The organism is Protofrankia sp. Cj5 (assembly GCF_917627405.1).
Lineage (GTDB): Bacteria > Actinomycetota > Actinomycetes > Frankiales > Frankiaceae > Protofrankia.
In genome coordinates this window covers 172969-188494 of record NZ_CAKJTO010000001.1, presented here as the reverse complement: position 1 = coordinate 188494, position 15526 = coordinate 172969, and the positions used below count along the sequence as shown (strand labels likewise).

Below are 15526 nucleotides of genomic sequence, written 5' to 3'. Positions count from 1 at the left end.
CGCGCGGCCTGGCGTTCGCTCCGTACGGCGCGAACGCCGGCCATGCCGCCGACCGCGCCGCCGACGATGGCGCCACCAGCCACGCCGCCGAGCAGCCCGGCGAGCAACAGGGCCACCAGCGCCGGTCGAGCCGGGGCCGGGTCGACCGGCTCTCGGCCGGCGCCGCGCGGTCCGGCTGACTTCTGGGCGTCAGCCGGATCAGCCGGGTCAGCCGGATCAGCCGGGTCAGCCGGGTCCGCCGGATCGGTATGGGGGCCGCCGGCACGGTGCGTATGGGAGGCAGCGAGAGCGGCCGGCGGATCCGGCCAGGGCCCGCGGGGAGCGGCCGGCGGATCCGGGCGCGTCCACCATGGCCGCGTCGGCGGGCCGGCCGGCCCGCCGTTGTCGGCCGGTTCACCCCGGAACGGGATGTCCTCCTCACCGTCGCCATCCACGGCCCTCCGCCTCCCGGTGCCAGCATCAGGGTACGAGCGGATATAACGCCAGACACGAGACATCCGCCGATATCGCGTAAACGGGCACCGGGAAAAGTTCGGGTCTGTCAGCGGCCCGCTACTGCGATCACGCGGCTACCACCGTACGGCCTCCCGAGAGGATCCAGCGTCAACGCCGCTGGAACACGGTGGCGGCGCGGCGCCACACCGGCAGGTCTACCGCCGCCGGTCACCCGGCAACGCCGCGACAGCCATCACCGGCAGCAGGCGGACGCTTCCGGATTCGACGGCATTGACCTCAGTGGCGTTGGCCACCGAGACGACGCCGCCTCCCAGCCTGGTCCCGGCTGGGAGGCTGGGCTGTACCACCGGGATCGCGACCGGACGCGCCGGTTCCGGCACCGTGACAGGGGCGGTCGCTCCGAGCGCGGCACCCGCGACAGCGAAAAGAATCACCGCCACCGAGTTCATCAATATTCGCCTCGCCCGGCTCCGGTACCCCCGCGGGCCGGTGGCCGGGCGGGTCACCAACCGGCGGCCAGCCCCGGATCGCGGGGTTGTCATGACCGGCCTCCCGACGGACCGGCGCGGCCGATCGGCGGGGCCCGCCGACAGCGCGGGCCGCGCGGACCGCGAAGCGGGCTGGTCTGGCCGGCGCCGCCTCGGGGTGGCATCGCCAAGGAAATCAGCTGCCCTGGCCGACAGCGCGACGCGCCTGGTCCGCGGCTGCCCTGCCCGTACCCGCCCGGCCACCGGCTGGGCCGGATCGGGGCTGCGCGCGGGGCTCTGGGCAGCAGGTGGCTGGTTCAGCGAACCGGCAACACCGACGAACAGACCACGCCCGGCTGCCCGGATGACCACGCGAACGGAGACGGTGGCCGAGCGCGGGCGGGCCGGGTCGTCGGGCGGCCCGGCGATGCCGGGAGCGGCCATCCGCAGCAGCCGTTCCGCCGCTCCCCCCGGCAGGGCCGGACCGCCGAGCCCCGCCAGCCGCGCCTTGAGATGGCGCAGCTCGGCAACCTCCCACTGGCAGGACGCACAGGACGCAATGTGCGCCAAGGCGCGGTCCCTGCCGTCGTGGTCCAGCTGCCCGTCCACCAGCGGGGCTATCTGCTTGCCGAGATGTCCGGTCACGCCTGTCCCTCCGGCGTGGACGACGTTCCACCACCTGCGCTCGCCACGGCCGGTTGGCCTGCTGGGGACGCCCGCCGAGTGATCCGGTGCGATCGGCGCGACGGCGACGCGGCGTCCTCGACCGAGAGGGCGGCGCCTGCCCCGATCGAGGACGCCCCGGCCGCCGTCTCCGGTGCCGCCGGCGCGGTCAGGGCGGCCCCCGCGGCTGCCGAGGCGTCGAACAAAGCCGGACCGGCCGCCGTCCCGGCCGCACGCGGCGCCCGGTCCGCGAGAGCCTGCCGCAGCATGGCGCGGCCTCGGGAGATTCGGCTGCGCACGGTGCCGAGCTTCACCCCGAGTGTCTGCGCGATCTCCTCGTAGGACAGCTGCTCGATGTCGCACAGCACGACCGCGGCCCGGAAGTCGGGCGGGAGCGCAGCCAGCGCGCCCTCGATGTCGGCGTCAAGATGCGACTCCGCGTAGACGGCTTCCGGGCTCGCCTCACGGCCGGCGAGGCGCTCCGGGTCATCCGGCAACGCGTCGAAACGAATCTTCTGCTGACGCCGCATGCGGTCCAGGAAAAGATTCGTGGTGATCCGGTGCAGCCAGCCCTCAAAAGTGCCGGGCGTGTAATCGGCCAAGGACCGAAACACGCGCACGAAGACATCCTGGGTGAGGTCCTCGGCATCATGCGCGTTCCCGGTAAGCCGGTAAGCGAGCCGGTACACCCGATTACCGTGATCTCGTACGACCTCTTCCCAGGTGGGCGGCACCCACGTGGGCTGGTCAGCACCGGCGATTTCCACCGCGGCGGGTTCGGCGACGGCATCACCGTCCGACACCGGACGTGACGAGACCGACCGCCCAGGCGCGAACGTGGCCAGGCGCGTGTCCTGTCCGTTCACGGTCGCCTCTCGATCGGTTCGCGACGAACGTACCCGACGCGCCGGCCATGGCGCGGCAAAACCCGCAGCGGACACCGGCTGATCTCCCCTCGCCCCATCCCGACACGAGATGCGTTGACCTGACGAACGCTCCATCCGCAGCGGGCGTTCCCGTAGGCTGCCCATGTCATGCCCGACACAGCCACCGGAGCCGTCGATCCGGCCTCCGCATACACCGAGGGCTTCCTCCTGGAAGACCCTCCGCTGCGGGCTGCCCGAGCACGTGCCGAGGAAGTCGGGATCTTTCCGGTCAGCCCGGGGGCCGGTTCCATCCTTCGTTTTCTCGCCGCCTGTGTCGCCGCCCGCACCGTCGTCGAAATCGGGACGGGCACGGGGGTATCCGGTACCTGGCTGCTGCGCGGAATGCGGCCGGACGGAACGCTCACCACCATTGACGTCGAGGCCGAACATCTCCGGCTCGCGCGCCGGACGTACGCGGACGCGGGAATGGCGTCCAACCGCAGCCGGCTGATAACAGGCCGGGCCCTCGATGTCCTGCCCCGCCTCACCGATGGTGCTTACGACCTGGTGTTCTGCGATGCGGACCGGCGTGAGGCCACCGATTACCTCAGCCAGGCCCTCCGGCTGCTGCGGCCGGGTGGGATCGTGGTGTTCGCCGGCATGCTCGCCGGTGGGCGGGTCGCGGACCTGGAGGCTCGCGACTCCGAGGCCATCGCGGCCCGGGAGCTCGCGACCGCCGTGCGGGACGACGTCCGGCTGACCCCGATGCTCCTCACCGCCGGCGACGGCCTGGTCGTCGCGGTCGTCGCGAAGTCGTCACCGGTCGGCTGACCCCACCACAGGGCCCTCGATCACCTAACAGTGATCGAGAACAACACCCCACCCACAACCCACCCCGCGGCTCCACCGCGGGCGCCCAGGCTCGCTCACGGGATGCTGGGCAGGACCTCAGGATGTGAGCCACGCCAGCAGCGTGCGCACGCCCCAGCCGGTGCCGCCCTTGCTGATCTCACCGTCGTCGCTGTCCGCGCGGGCGGTACCGGCGATATCGACGTGCGCCCAGGGGATACCGCCGGTGAACTCCCGCAGGAACAGCGCGGCCGTGATCGACCCGCCGGACACGTCCAGCGCGGTGCCGATGTTCGCGAGATCCGCCACACCGGACTCCAGGGCCGGCCGGTACTCATCGACCAGTGGCAGCCGCCACAGCCCCTCACCGGCTGTCTGAGCCGCCCGGAACAGCTCACTGGCAAGCGCGTCGTCGGAGGAGAACAGGCCGGCCGTCCGGCGGCCCAGCGCAACCGTGATCGCGCCGGTGAGCGTCGCCAGGTCAATGATCGCATCAGGCGCGAGGCTGGCCGCGTAGGCAAGCCCGTCCGCAAGCACAAGGCGGCCCTCGGCATCGGTGTTGAGCACCTCGACGGTGGTTCCGCCCCAGCAGGAGACGACATCACCGGGCCGCATAGCGGCACCACCGATCATGTTCTCCGCGAGGCAGAGCAGACCGGTGACCCGGTCCCGCACACCCATGGCCGGCAGGGCCGTCATGGTCGCGAGCACGGCAGCCGCCCCCGCCATATCCGTCTTCATCGCGGCCATGGACGTCGCGGGCTTCAACGACAGGCCGCCGGAATCGAAGGTGATCCCCTTACCCACCAGTGCCACATGCCGGCCGCGTGGACAGCCGGGATCGGACGCCGGAGCACCGTCGTAGCTCAACCGCACCAGCCGCGGTGGCCGCGACGAACCCGCGCCCACCGCGGCCAGCCCGCCGAAGCCCTGTTCGGCGAGTTCCGTCGGACCCAGGACGTGCGCGTCGAGCCCGGCCGCACGGGCGGTCTCGACCGCGCGCGCGGCGAACCACTCAGGCGACTTGACCAGGCTCGGCATATTGGCCAGATCGCGGGCGAGATGCACGGCACGGCTGGTCACGGTGGCGACGGCGACGGCGGCACGCAGCTCGGGATCCCGGGGGTTCGCGACAATGATCGTGGCTTCCCGCAGGGCCTTCGAGCGATCATCAGTGGTCCCGTCACTGGCGTCACCGTCACCGTCGCCGGTCAGCGCGGCGGCGCCGTCGGTCAAGGCAGCGACCAACGGACGGTAAGCGGCCAGCAACAGGCCTTCGGTGAACGCGCGCAGGCCGATGGCGTCGACCCCGGTCTCGGCGTCCGCGAGCACGGCCGCCCGGCTGGCGGACGCGGCCCGGCGGGCGAACGCCGCACCAGCCGCACGCCAGGCCGCCTGGTCCCGCCTGCCGGCTCCCAGCAGCAGCAGCCTCGTCGGCGGGTCGGCCCGCCCCAGCGGGACGACGACCACCTCCGCCGGCTCGCCGCTGGCCCGCTCCGCGTCCAGCAGAAGATCCAGGTCAAGACCGAGCGAGTGCCCGACCGCGCGACCGGCCGCCGTCACCGCGGCCGTGACGACCTCCTTCCCCACGGGGAAGGTCAACAAAGCCAGGACCGGCACGCCGACCTCCAATGGCGTACCGGCCCGCAGCGTCACGATCGGTGGGCGGGGGACGGCCCACCCGGCGTCCGCTGGAACGTCGAACACGCTGGCCGCGCGTCTAGCCGGCGGCCGACTTCAGCGCGTCCCCAAGGTCCTTCGCCTCGTCGGGCAACAACTCCACCACAAGACGGCCACCCCCTTCCAGCGGGACGCGCATGATAATGCTGCGGCCCTCCTTGGTGACCTCGAGCGGACCGTCACCCGTCCGCGGCTTCATGGCCGCCATCGGTGCACCTCTTCCTGCCGTCGGACCTGCTACCACCGGCGATTATCCCGGAGAACAGGCCGGGAACCGAAACACGTCACCCCGCAGCGCCACAACAGACGCGGCTTGCCGGGATCGCGAAGCACCAGAGATGCCTCTGAATGGACAACACACACGCAATCCGGACCAACGTCCATGATCAGAACGTTACGACGATCCGGCCGCGGTGTCAGTCGGAGGTCAGCCGCACGTCACTTTTCGAACGTTCCGAGCGAACCGGCGCAGTGACACCCACAACGCACCCACAACCATCGGCCGCAGTAGCGCGAACCCGGCCCGGCCGAGCCATCCCAGCGGCAGCTCCAGGTCCTCGGACCAGACAAACCGCGACCGCCCGGCGGGCAGGGGAACCACCACGAAGGCGCCACCCCCGCGCACCGCCCGGCCGGTATGGCGAACCAGGCAGCGGTACGGCGGCTCCCACTCGACGATCTCCATTGAGTCGACGAGCACCAGCGGGCCGATCCCGGTACGGGCGATGATGCATCCGCCGACCCCGATCCCGCCCTGGCGGCTTCGGACCACCGTCGTCGCCAGCAGCCACTCGCCCTGACGCTCCCAGTCCGTCAACGCCGCGAACACGGTTGCCGGCGCGGCCTCCACCTCGACGGCCACGGCCAGCGTGCCGGACCCGCGCCGCTTCACACCGGCGGCCAGGGGAACGCGCTCCCGGGATGACTGACGCTCACCATGAAGATCTCCCGTAGTGCTCCGCCGGCTCGAAGGCCTCGCATCCTCCGCATCTCCCCGGGACTCCCGTCCGCATCTCCCGGGACTCCCGTCCACGCGGCCATGCCCGCCCGGCGGCCGGTTACTCCACCGGCGGGGCCGCCGGGCCGACGGCATCGGCGTGGCCGGTCCAGCCGTCGCGCTCCGCGCTCCGGTAGCTCGGCGCCTGCTCGTCGGCATGGGCGAAGGAAGCCAGCCTGACCATCTCCTCGTCCCGCCGCGCGAGTTCAGCGTCCCGCCAGGCAAGCTCGTCCGCGAGCCGCGCGACCACCGCGTCGACCTCGGCCATCCGGTAGCCCCGGAACGCCATGTCGAACCGAACACCGGCGAGGTCGGCAGCGGACACGGTCAATGCCGGCAGACCGTCACCGGCCGCGTCCGGCGGCGCTGGCGACAACCGGTCGAAGCGTCCGACCGACAGAGCCGCGACGGCGAAGACAATTGCGGCAACAACCACTATCTCGACGACGAGCAACACATCCACGATCGTGGCACGGGTTGAGAAATTATGCCGCACCCGCCACCCCGACAGCACGATCACCGCTCTTTTTCACGCGGACGCAGGCCGGCGCAGGCTCCGGGCGGGTCCGCCGCATACGTGGCCGGCGGATAAGAGCGCCCGGCAACAGGGGTGTGGATCCTCGAAGCTTCCAGCGCCGGCCGCTAAAGTTCCCTGCGGTGAGCGACATCTCCTCGACGGGCGGCCCCGCCGGCCCCGCCCACACCGCCGGCAGCACGGGCGGAGGGCTCCCCGCGGGTACCCGGGCGGCCAGCGACCTCCGGCTCGGCTCATCGACGTTCCGCCCGTCCGACCTGACCATCATGGCAATCATCAATCGGACGCCCGACTCGTTCTTCGACCGAGGCGCAACCTACGGCGAGCCGGAAGCGCTGGCCGCGGTGGACCGTGCCGTCGCCGAAGGCGCCCAGATCATCGACATCGGCGCGGTGAAAGCGGCACCGGGCGAGGACGTCGACACCATCGAGGAGCTGCGGCGGCTCGGCGGGTTCGTCGCGCTCGTCCGGTCCAGGCACCCCAGCGTCGTGATCAGCGTGGACACCTGGCGTGCCGAGGTGGGCCGGGTGGTGGCGAGTGAAGGCGCCGACCTGCTCAACGACGCCTGGGGCGGTACCGATCCCCGGCTCGCCGAAGTCGCCGCCGAGCACGCGCTGGGTCTGGTCTGCACCCACGCCGGGCAGCTGCCGCCGCGCACCCGGCCACACCGGATCGCCTACGACGATGTGGTCGCCGACATCATCGCCACCACGACCGGGCTCGCGAACCGCGCGGTGGCGCTCGGCGTGCGACCGGACGGCGTGATCGTCGATCCAGGCCACGACTTCGGCAAGAACAGCCGGCATTCCCTGGAGGCGACCCGCCGGCTCCCCGAACTCGCCGCAACCGGCTGGCCGGTTCTCGTCGCGCTGTCGAACAAGGACTTCATCGGCGAGACCCTCGACGCCGGGGTCACAGACCGCCTCGAAGGGAGCCTCGCCGCAACCGCGATCAGCGCCTGGCTCGGTGCCAGGATCTTCCGCGCCCACCAGGTCGCCGAGACCCGCAGGGTGCTGGACATGGTGGCGGCCATCCGCGGTACCCGCGACCTCGCCGTCGCCCGCCGAGGCCTCGCCTGACCCGGACGGCGGCTACTCCCCCTCGAGCCGCTCGGCGGTGGTCGGCCCGGTGCCGCCCGGCGGTGGCACGCCGGCCTCAAGAAGATCCAACGCGGCCTCGACCGTATTCGCCCAGCCCAGGGCGTTCCGGGCCGCCGGCCGGACGAAACCCCGCCGGACCAGTTCGTCCACCTGTGCCCGGAGATGGGCGAACAGGCCGTCCGGGTCGAGGACGACGACCGGCTTGGCATGCATCCCGAGAACGCGCCCGACCCACATCTCCAGCAGTTCCTCCAGGGTGCCAAGACCGCCGGGGAGGGCGAGGAAGGCGTCCGAGCGGATCTCCAGGAGCCTCTTGCGCTCCCGCATCGTCTCGGTGACGATCAGCTCGTCCGCGTCGCCGTCGGTGATTTCCAGGGCCGACAGCGCTCGGGGAATCACGCCGGTGGTGCGGGCGGCGCCCGCACGGGCCGCGCGGGCGACCGCACCCATGCACGAGACGGAGCCGCCACCCGAAACCAGGCCGTGGCCGCGGCGGGCGAGCGCGGCACCGACCGCCGCGGCCAGCTCGAGGTAGGAGGGATCGATCGCCTCGGACGACGAGCAGTAGACACAGATGTTCACGCGGGCTCGCCGCCCGGACGCCCGGCCTCCGAGCCCGGCTGGTCGTTGCCCACGCGGTGGCTGTTGACGATGATCTGAACAGCCTCGTCCACGTCATCGGTGAGAGTGACAAGATCAAGATCTGTCGGCAGGATGCGCCCGGCGCCCGCAACCGTGGTGCGCAGCCAGTCCAGCAGGCCCGCCCAGTACCGCGAGCCCATGAGCACCACCGGGAAGCGGGTCACCCTACGGGTCTGGACGAGCGTGAGCGCCTCGAACAGCTCGTCGAGCGTGCCAAGCCCGCCTGGCAGGATCACGAATGCCTCGGCGTACTTGACGAACATGGTCTTGCGGACGAAGAAGTACCGGAAGGTCACCCCGAGGTCCACCCAGTCGTTGAGACGCTGTTCGAACGGGAGCTCGATGCCGAGGCCGACCGACAGGCCGCCAGCCTCCTGCGCGCCCCGGTTGACAGCTTCCATAGCCCCCGGGCCGCCACCCGTGATCACCGCGTAGCCAGCCCGGACGAGCGCGCCGCCGAGCCGCTCGCCAAGGGCGTAGTCGGGGTCCTCGACGGGGACACGAGCCGAGCCGAAGACCGTCACCGCCCGGGGCAGCTCGGCGAGCAGCCCGAACCCCTCGACGAACTCGCTCTGGATCCGCAGGACCCGCCACGGATCGGCGTGGACCCAGTCAGCCGGACCACGGGTGTCCAGCAGATGCTGGTCGGTCGTCGACCCTTCGACCAGCCCACGGCGAACGGTGATGGGCCCGCGTTGCCGCTCCGGCGGCCGGCGGGTCCGGGCTGGCCGATCCCGGCCCGGAGCCGGACCCGGACCCGGACCGGCGGCGGCCGAGGCGACGGCGACAGAAACATCGGCGGAAGCGGGGCCAGCGGAAAGCGCTCGGGCGGCCACGGCACCGTCGGCGACAGGAACGTCTGGCTGGGTCGGGTCGGTAGGCGCACTCACGAGCTGTAACATAACGTTCCAGCGTTACATTCAAGATCGTAAACGGGTAACCGACCGAGAAGTTCGACGGAGGTTACCCGAAACATCCCATGCGGGTCAGCGCATGAGGTAGCGCCGCAGCACATCCTCTGCCGCGCCGATCCGCGCCACCTCGACATACTCGTCGCGGGTGTGGGCGAGGCCAGGGTCACCAGGCCCGAAGTTGAGCGCCGGGATACCGAGCGCGGCGAAGCGGGCCACGTCGGTCCAGCCGTACTTGGCCACGGGCACACATCCCGCAGCCGCCACGAACGCGCTGACGACGGGCGCGGCGAGGCCGGGCAGCGCACCGGGCGCACTGTCGGTCACCGCAAGGGCGAAACCGTCGAGTACAGCGCGGACATGCTCGAGCGCCTGACCGACATCACGGTCCGGGGCGAACCGATAGTTGACCGTGACCTCACAGGCGTCCGGGATGACGTTGCCAGCCACGCCGCCGCTCACCCACACGGCGTTGAGGCCCTCGCGGTAGGTACAACCGTCGATGGTCACCGTCCGTGGCTGGTAGTCGGCGAGGCGCTCCAGCAGCGGCGCGGCGCGGTGGATCGCGTTCTCGCCAAGCCATGCCCGCGCCGAGTGCGCCCGGCGTCCGCGTAGCGAGACCACCACCCGTAGGGTGCCCTGGCAGCCCGCTTCGATCTCGCCCGAGGTCGGCTCCAGGAGCACCGCGAGATCGGCGTCCAGCCAGTCGCGATGGCGCTCGGCAACGCGGCGCAACCCGTTGAGCTCGGCGCGGACCTCCTCGTTGTCGTAAAAAACCCAGGTCACGTCATGGGTGAGGGGCTCACCCGCGAGCGCGGCGGCCAGCCGCAGCAGCACGGCCACTCCCGACTTCATGTCGGAGGTCCCGCAGCCGTAGAGCCTGCCAGCCGCGAACCGGGCGGGCAGGTTGTCCGCGATCGGCACGGTGTCGAGGTGCCCGGCCAGCAGCACCCGGGTCGGCAGCCCCAGGTCGGTACGGGCAACGACGGCGTCGCCGTCCCGGTCGACCCGCAGTCCGGCGACGCCGGTCAGAGCCGTTTCGACCAGGTCCGCGAGGACGGCCTCGGAGCCGCTCACCGACGGGACGTCGACCAGGGCGCGGGTCAGCTCCACCGCCGAGGCGGTCAGGTCGAGCGGCGCGCCGCGGCCGAGCGGGGAACGCTCGGCGGATGGTCCAGGTAGCCGGTCCGGCAGCTGCTCAGCTGGCAACGCCGTGCTCCCGCAGGATGTCGTTCAGCGCGAGCTTGTCGTGGATCTCCCCTTCGGCCAGCGTCCGCAGCACCAGGATGCACGGCATGGCGTAGTCCCCGCCGGGGAACGACTTCACCCGGCTCGACCCGACCGCCACCGCCCGCTGCGGAATCTCCCCACGCGGGTACTCCTCGCCGGTGACCGCGTCGAACACGTGCGTGGAGGCGGTGAGGATCGCGCCGGCGCCGAGCTTGGCCCCGCGGCGCACCCGGGCGCCCTCCACCACCATGGCGCGGCTGCCGATGAACGCGTCGTCCTCGACCACCACGGGCTTGGCGTTCGGCGGTTCCAGCACCCCGCCGATGCCGGCCCCGCCAGACAGGTGCACCCGGCGCCCGATCTGCGCGCAGGAACCGACCGTCGCCCAGGTGTCGACCAGAGTACCGGCACCGACGTACCCGCCGATGTTGGTGTAGCTCGGCATCAGCACCGCACCAGGTTCGATATGCGCGCCCCAGCGGACGATCGCGCCCGGCACGACCCGCACCCCGTCGAAGGATGTCTTGAGCGGCACCCGGTCGTGATAACGGAAGTCGCCGGCCGCGGACTCGGCCATCGGCAGCACCCGGAAAGCGAGCAGGATAGCGTGTTTCGCCCGCTCGTCCACGACGACGTCGCCGCTGTCGGCGACATGGGCGACCCGTGCCTTCCCCGCGTCCAGGAGGTTGACCGCCTCGACCACGACATCGTGCAGACTGCGGCCGGCCAGCGCCTCGGCGGCGTCAGGACGGTCCCACAACAGGTCGATGACCGGGTCTATCGCGGAGTCGATGATCTCGCCCGATGTGCTCACGACCCCGACCCTAACGAGGCGCCTGCCGCCCGTGCCCCACCGGCCCCGAAGGATCATGATCCTGGAAGATCGAGGAGCCCACCGCTCAGTGCCGGGAGACCGGAGCCAACGGGGCAGGAGGCGGGAGGCGGGACCGCGGCGCCCCGGACGGCACCCCCCGGCCCAGGATGGGGGCTACCGGATGTCCGGCGGCTCCGTCGTGACCCGGAATCCGGGACGGCCGCCACGGTCGTCGCCCGGCCACGGCATCGCCGGGAGCGTCCCCGGGCCCGCGGGCGCCGGCCCCCTGTCCTGGTACTGGCTCCCCTGCTGGTGCTGGTAAGCGGTGTCCGGCCGCGTCCCGGCCACGGGCAGACCCCCGGTCGGCGGTCCGGACGGGAGGAGCGGCGCGACCGGACGGGCGCCGGTCTGGTGACCGCCGCCGACGTACCCGGCGGCCACCGGTGCCGGTGGCGGGTTGACCAGCTGCGGTGGCGGCAACATCGCCATCCGCTCCGGGACGGTGGCGACCTGGGCGTCCGGCCCGGTCAGCGCTATCCGGACGTGCCTGCGCCCGGCCTCGCCGTAGAACACGCCGGGGGCGACGAGTACACCCACGCTCGCCAAGGCGTCCACCGTCGTCCAGGCTTCCTCCCCGCGGGTCGCCCACAGGTAGAGCCCGGCCTCGCTGTGCTCGATCGTGAAGCCGGCAACGGCCAACGCCGCGGCGAGCACGGCCCGCCGGTTGGCGTAACGCGCCCGCTGCTCAGCGACGTGCATGTCGTCGGCAAGGGCCGCGGTCATGGCGGCCTGAACCGGTGTCGGCACCATCGACCCGCCGTGCCGCCGCACCTCCAGCAGCCCGGTGACGAGCCTCGGATCCCCGGTGACGAAGCCGGCGCGGTAGCCGGCGAGGTTCGACCGCTTGGACAGCGAGTGCACCGCGAGCAGCCCTTCGTGGGAGCCGCCGCAGACATCCGGATGCAGCACCGAGACAGGCCGGGCCTCCCAGCCCAGCTCGATGTAGCACTCGTCGCTGGCGACGACGATGCCGCGCTCGCGGGCCCAGCCCACGACCGCCCGCATCTCGTCCACGGTCAGCACCCGGCCGGAGGGGTTGGCCGGAGTGTTCAGCCAGACCAGCGCCACACCGTCCACCGGGCCGAGCACCGGCTCGCAACGGGCGAGCAGGGCACCGACCTCGTAGGTCGGATAGGCCGGTGCCGGTATCCAGACGCGGTCGCCCGGCCCGAGCCCGAGCTGGCTCGGCAGCTGCGCGACCAGCTCCTTCGTCCCGATCACCGGCAGGACGCTGTCGGGCTCGACGATCACCCCGAGCCGGCGCGCCAGCCAGCCCGCGGCCGCGTCCCGCAACTCGGGCGTACCCGCGGTGGCCGGGTAGCCGGGGGCGTTCGCCGCCGCCGCGAGGGCATGCTGAACCGCGAGCGGGGTCGGGTCCACCGGCGTGCCGACCGACAGGTCGACCATGCCGTACGGGTGCGCGCGGGCCTTGCGCGCGAACGGCGCAAGGGCGTCCCAGGGGAAGTCGGGCAGCCGCACCCGGAAGTGATGGGCCTGCCGGAGCGCTCCAGCAGGCCCCGTAGGCCCGGTCAGGACTCGCCCTGCGGCGCCAGCGCGGCGACACCGGGCGGATCGAAGTCGAGCGCGCCCACCTTCGACGCCCCGCCAGGCGAACCGAGCTCCTCAAAGAAGACGGCGTTGGTGTCGGTGAAACCCTTCCACTGATCCGGAACGTCGTCCTCGTAGTAGATGGCTTCGACCGGACAGACGGGCTCACACGCTCCGCAGTCGACGCACTCGTCAGGCTGGATGTACAGCATCCGTCCGCCTTCGTAGATGCAGTCGACCGGGCACTCCTCGATACAGGCCCTGTCCTTGACATCGACGCAGGGCTCCGCGATGACGTAGGTCACCGGTTGTTCCTCCTCGGCTCACGGGCGACTGATTCCCTAGTATCGACCTCGACGGTTCTGTGTCGACAACAAGGGCGTTCGCTTGTCGTGTATGTCGTCCGTATCACTCCTGCTGACGTCGGCGCCAGGGTTTCCGTCCGCCGGCGGGTCGCCGGTCCGCTGCCACTGACCGACGTCGTCGGGCAGCTGCTGTCCTGGACCGACCGATGTCTGACGATACGGACCAGAGACGGTTCCATCGTGAAGGTCGCGGAAACAGATCTCGTTGCCGGCCGGAGGGTGCCGCCGCGGCCGGTCCGCCCAGCGGCCGCTGGGCAGTGCGGCGCCGGGCAGTGCAACGCTGGGCATACGGAGGCGAATCCGCAATGAGTGCCCGAACACGACGCCAATTCGCCGACATCGTCCGCCGGGATCCGGTCGATGTCGCGCTGGCCTGCCTGCTGATCGCGGCGGAGGTCGAACCAGGCCTCGACCCAGCCCGCGAGCTGGCCCGGTTCGACGCCCTCGCCACGGACGCCGGTCGCCTTCTCGACATCGCGCCGGACGAGCTGGGCACCGCAACGGACGAACTGGGCACCGCGGCGGACGAGCGACCCGCCACCCGGCGCACACTCGCCGGGCTGGACGTGCGTGCCGCCGCCGAGATCCTGCGGGAGGCGCTGGGAACGCGAGCCGGCTTCCACGGTGACCCCGGCAGCTCCGACAGCCTGCACGCCTGCCTGCTCACGTCGGTGCTCCGGCGTCGGCACGGCCTGCCGATCATGCTGTCGATCGTGTGGATGGAGGTCGCCCACCGCCTCGGCGTCCCCGCGTACCCGATCGGCCTGCCCGGCCATGTCATCGTCGGTGTCGGCGCGCCGGACCGGCACGTCCTGGTCGACCCGTTCGCCGGCGGCCGGCTGATCACCGTACACGAGGCCGCGGAGAAGGTCCGTTCCGCCGGGGTGGCGTTCACCCGTTCGCAGCTCAAGCCGATGGACCCGACCGGCCTGCTCATGCGGGTACTGGGCAACATCCGGATCTGGGCGGCACGGACGGAGGCCATCGCGACGCGGCTGTGGGCCGTCGAGCTGTCCCTGTTGCTGCCGCGCCATCCCACCCACCTGCTCCGGGAGCGCGGGGAACTACGTGCCCGCCGCGGTGACTTCATCGGCGGCGCGGCGGATCTCACGACTTTCGCCGATGTGGTCGCCGCCCTGGAGCCGGCCGCGGCCGGCGCGGCCCGTGAAGCGGCACACGCCGCCCGTGCCCGCTTGAACTGACGCCGGTCAGTCAGCGGCGAGCTCCCGGTACATCCCCCGGTAGAACAGCAGGGGAGGCGCATCCCGGCTGGATCCGTCCAGTGCCACGACTTCACCGAGCAGCAGGGTGTGATCACCGCCCTCGTAGGTGAGGACCGTGCGGCACTCGAACGCCGCGAGCGCGTCCGTCAGCAGAACCACGCCGGTCGCGGCTCCGATGGAATGCTTCCAGCTCTCGAAGAGGGTCCGTGCGTCGTGCCGGTCCTGGCTGGCGAAGAAGCGGGACGCCTCCCGCATGTCCGCGGCAAGGACGGAGACGCCCCACACGCCCGCGCCGAGGACCGGCGTGTGGAAACGGGACATCTTGCCAACGCTGACCAGCACCAGCAACGGGTCGAGTGACACGGAGGTGAACGAGTTCGCGGTAATCGCGAACGGCTGGTCCTCGAAAACAGTGGTGATGACCGTGACACCTGTTGCGAAACGCCCGACCGCCCGGCGGAAGGCGTCCGGATCGACGGCCACGCGGACACGCTACTCCCGCGCCGGTTTGCCGAGGCACTCCCGACCTGCTCGTGACAACGACCACATCTCCTCTTGGCCAGCCACGGCTTCATCCCCGGTTGTGGCGGCCCTTCAGCGCCCGGGACGACGGTGGTCCGAGCCCTGGGCCGGCGGACGCTGATCCGGGTGCGGACCGGAGGCAGAACCGCGCGGACCGGTCGCCAGCGTCGCGGACAGGCCGCGACGGGGCGAGCCGAGCATCGCCACGACGACCGGAGCGATCGCACCGACGACCAGAAACAGGTACCCGGCGGTGCCCGCCGTCAGGAGAAGATCACCTTCAGGACGCGCGACGCCAAAACACAGCACGATCGGGATCCAGCCCACAGCAACGATCATGGCCCCGAGGCGGGTGCCGGTGAACCAGCGCACCAGCAGCGCCGCGGCGGTGTTTCCGGCCAGCGCGAAGGCAACTCCGACCGACAGCAGGACCCCGCCGGGCCGGGGGCCCACCGGAACGAGGAACACACCGTAGAAGCCGAGCGCAAGACCGACCAGCCAACCGAACACGTAGGCCGACCCCAGGAAAGCCCGAGACGGTTCAGCGCCTGCGCCTGCGCCGCTGCCGCTGTCGCTGCCGCTGACCGCGTTCACGTCC

At 71.7% G+C, this 15526-nt stretch carries 17 protein-coding genes and 1 pseudogene; 3 read left to right on the top strand and 15 right to left on the bottom strand.

Going from position 1 to position 15526, the window contains the following annotated elements; translation table 11 throughout:
* From MJ777_RS22835 to sigE, 3 genes and pseudogenes are all read right to left on the bottom strand, one after another.
* Positions 1 to 434 (bottom strand): annotated as a pseudogene (locus tag MJ777_RS22835) (hypothetical protein); the annotation flags it as partial.
* Positions 435 to 650: 216 nt separating this feature from the next.
* A complete protein-coding gene (locus MJ777_RS00775) occupies positions 651 to 1568 on the bottom strand; it encodes a zf-HC2 domain-containing protein (protein WP_239372416.1) in 918 nt (305 codons plus the stop codon).
* Positions 1565 to 2452 carry an RNA polymerase sigma factor SigE gene (gene sigE, locus MJ777_RS00770; protein WP_239372414.1) on the bottom strand — a complete coding sequence of 296 codons (888 nt, stop codon included), beginning with the start codon at positions 2450 to 2452 and terminating at the stop codon, positions 1565 to 1567. Before sigE ends, MJ777_RS00775 begins: the two co-directional genes overlap by 4 nt.
* A gap of 168 nt (positions 2453 to 2620) precedes the next feature.
* On the opposite strand from sigE, the gene MJ777_RS00765 reads away from it, so the two are divergent.
* Entirely contained in the window at positions 2621 to 3283 is a 663-nt protein-coding gene (locus tag MJ777_RS00765; protein ID WP_239372404.1) for an O-methyltransferase, read from the top strand.
* Between the two features lie 117 nt (positions 3284 to 3400).
* On the opposite strand, the gene MJ777_RS00760 is transcribed toward MJ777_RS00765, so the two are convergent.
* The 4 genes from MJ777_RS00760 to MJ777_RS00745 all read right to left on the bottom strand — a co-directional run bounded on the left by MJ777_RS00760 (position 3401) and on the right by MJ777_RS00745 (position 6498).
* Positions 3401 to 5008 carry a leucyl aminopeptidase gene (locus MJ777_RS00760; RefSeq protein ID WP_239372402.1) on the bottom strand — a complete coding sequence of 536 codons (1608 nt, stop codon included), beginning with the start codon at positions 5006 to 5008 and terminating at the stop codon, positions 3401 to 3403.
* Between the two features lie 13 nt (positions 5009 to 5021).
* The gene (locus tag MJ777_RS00755; RefSeq protein WP_013872340.1) at positions 5022 to 5189 is read right to left on the bottom strand and encodes a DUF3117 domain-containing protein; all 168 of its coding nucleotides are present in this window, start codon (positions 5187 to 5189) and stop codon (positions 5022 to 5024) included.
* Positions 5190 to 5408: 219 nt separating this feature from the next.
* Entirely contained in the window at positions 5409 to 5873 is a 465-nt protein-coding gene (locus MJ777_RS00750; protein ID WP_239345752.1) for an SRPBCC family protein, read from the bottom strand.
* A 166-nt stretch (positions 5874 to 6039) separates the two neighbouring features.
* Entirely contained in the window at positions 6040 to 6498 is a 459-nt protein-coding gene (locus MJ777_RS00745; protein WP_239308386.1) for a DivIVA domain-containing protein, read from the bottom strand.
* 281 nt (positions 6499 to 6779) lie between these two features.
* Here MJ777_RS00745 and folP point away from each other — a divergent pair, with 281 nt between their 5' ends.
* Positions 6780 to 7592 carry a dihydropteroate synthase gene (gene folP, locus MJ777_RS00740; RefSeq protein ID WP_305039353.1) on the top strand — a complete coding sequence of 271 codons (813 nt, stop codon included), beginning with the start codon at positions 6780 to 6782 and terminating at the stop codon, positions 7590 to 7592.
* A gap of 12 nt (positions 7593 to 7604) precedes the next feature.
* Here the strand turns inward: folP and MJ777_RS00735 are convergent, their stop codons facing one another.
* The 6 genes from MJ777_RS00735 to fdxA form a co-directional block, all read right to left on the bottom strand.
* Entirely contained in the window at positions 7605 to 8195 is a 591-nt protein-coding gene (locus MJ777_RS00735; RefSeq protein WP_239308388.1) for a TIGR00730 family Rossman fold protein, read from the bottom strand.
* Complete coding sequence (locus tag MJ777_RS00730) at positions 8192 to 9145, bottom strand: TIGR00730 family Rossman fold protein (protein WP_370652610.1); 954 nt, start codon at positions 9143 to 9145, stop codon at positions 8192 to 8194. Before MJ777_RS00730 ends, MJ777_RS00735 begins: the two co-directional genes overlap by 4 nt.
* Before the next feature lie 96 nt (positions 9146 to 9241).
* Positions 9242 to 10294: a succinyl-diaminopimelate desuccinylase gene (gene dapE, locus MJ777_RS00725; RefSeq protein WP_239308418.1), complete on the bottom strand. Its 1053-nt coding sequence runs from the start codon at positions 10292 to 10294 to the stop codon at positions 9242 to 9244.
* A 70-nt stretch (positions 10295 to 10364) separates the two neighbouring features.
* On the bottom strand, positions 10365 to 11210 hold the full coding sequence (locus MJ777_RS00720) for a 2,3,4,5-tetrahydropyridine-2,6-dicarboxylate N-succinyltransferase (RefSeq protein WP_239372400.1): 846 nt from the start codon (positions 11208 to 11210) through the stop codon (positions 10365 to 10367).
* Positions 11211 to 11384: 174 nt separating this feature from the next.
* Positions 11385 to 12749, bottom strand: coding sequence for a succinyldiaminopimelate transaminase (gene dapC / locus MJ777_RS00715; RefSeq protein ID WP_305039352.1), 1365 nt, complete (start codon positions 12747 to 12749; stop codon positions 11385 to 11387).
* A 50-nt stretch (positions 12750 to 12799) separates the two neighbouring features.
* Positions 12800 to 13123: a ferredoxin gene (fdxA, locus tag MJ777_RS00710; protein WP_239308390.1), complete on the bottom strand. Its 324-nt coding sequence runs from the start codon at positions 13121 to 13123 to the stop codon at positions 12800 to 12802.
* A gap of 365 nt (positions 13124 to 13488) precedes the next feature.
* On the opposite strand from fdxA, the gene MJ777_RS00705 reads away from it, so the two are divergent.
* Positions 13489 to 14385: a transglutaminase-like domain-containing protein gene (locus MJ777_RS00705; RefSeq protein WP_239308391.1), complete on the top strand. Its 897-nt coding sequence runs from the start codon at positions 13489 to 13491 to the stop codon at positions 14383 to 14385.
* A 6-nt stretch (positions 14386 to 14391) separates the two neighbouring features.
* Here the strand turns inward: MJ777_RS00705 and MJ777_RS00700 are convergent, their stop codons facing one another.
* Both MJ777_RS00700 and MJ777_RS00695 read right to left on the bottom strand, forming a co-directional pair.
* Positions 14392 to 14889, bottom strand: coding sequence for a flavin reductase family protein (locus MJ777_RS00700; protein WP_239308392.1), 498 nt, complete (start codon positions 14887 to 14889; stop codon positions 14392 to 14394).
* A gap of 111 nt (positions 14890 to 15000) precedes the next feature.
* Positions 15001 to 15522 (bottom strand): DUF6113 family protein, encoded by a 522-nt coding sequence (locus MJ777_RS00695; protein ID WP_239308393.1) that lies wholly within the window; start codon positions 15520 to 15522, stop codon positions 15001 to 15003.
* Between the last annotated feature and the right edge of the window lie 4 nt (positions 15523 to 15526).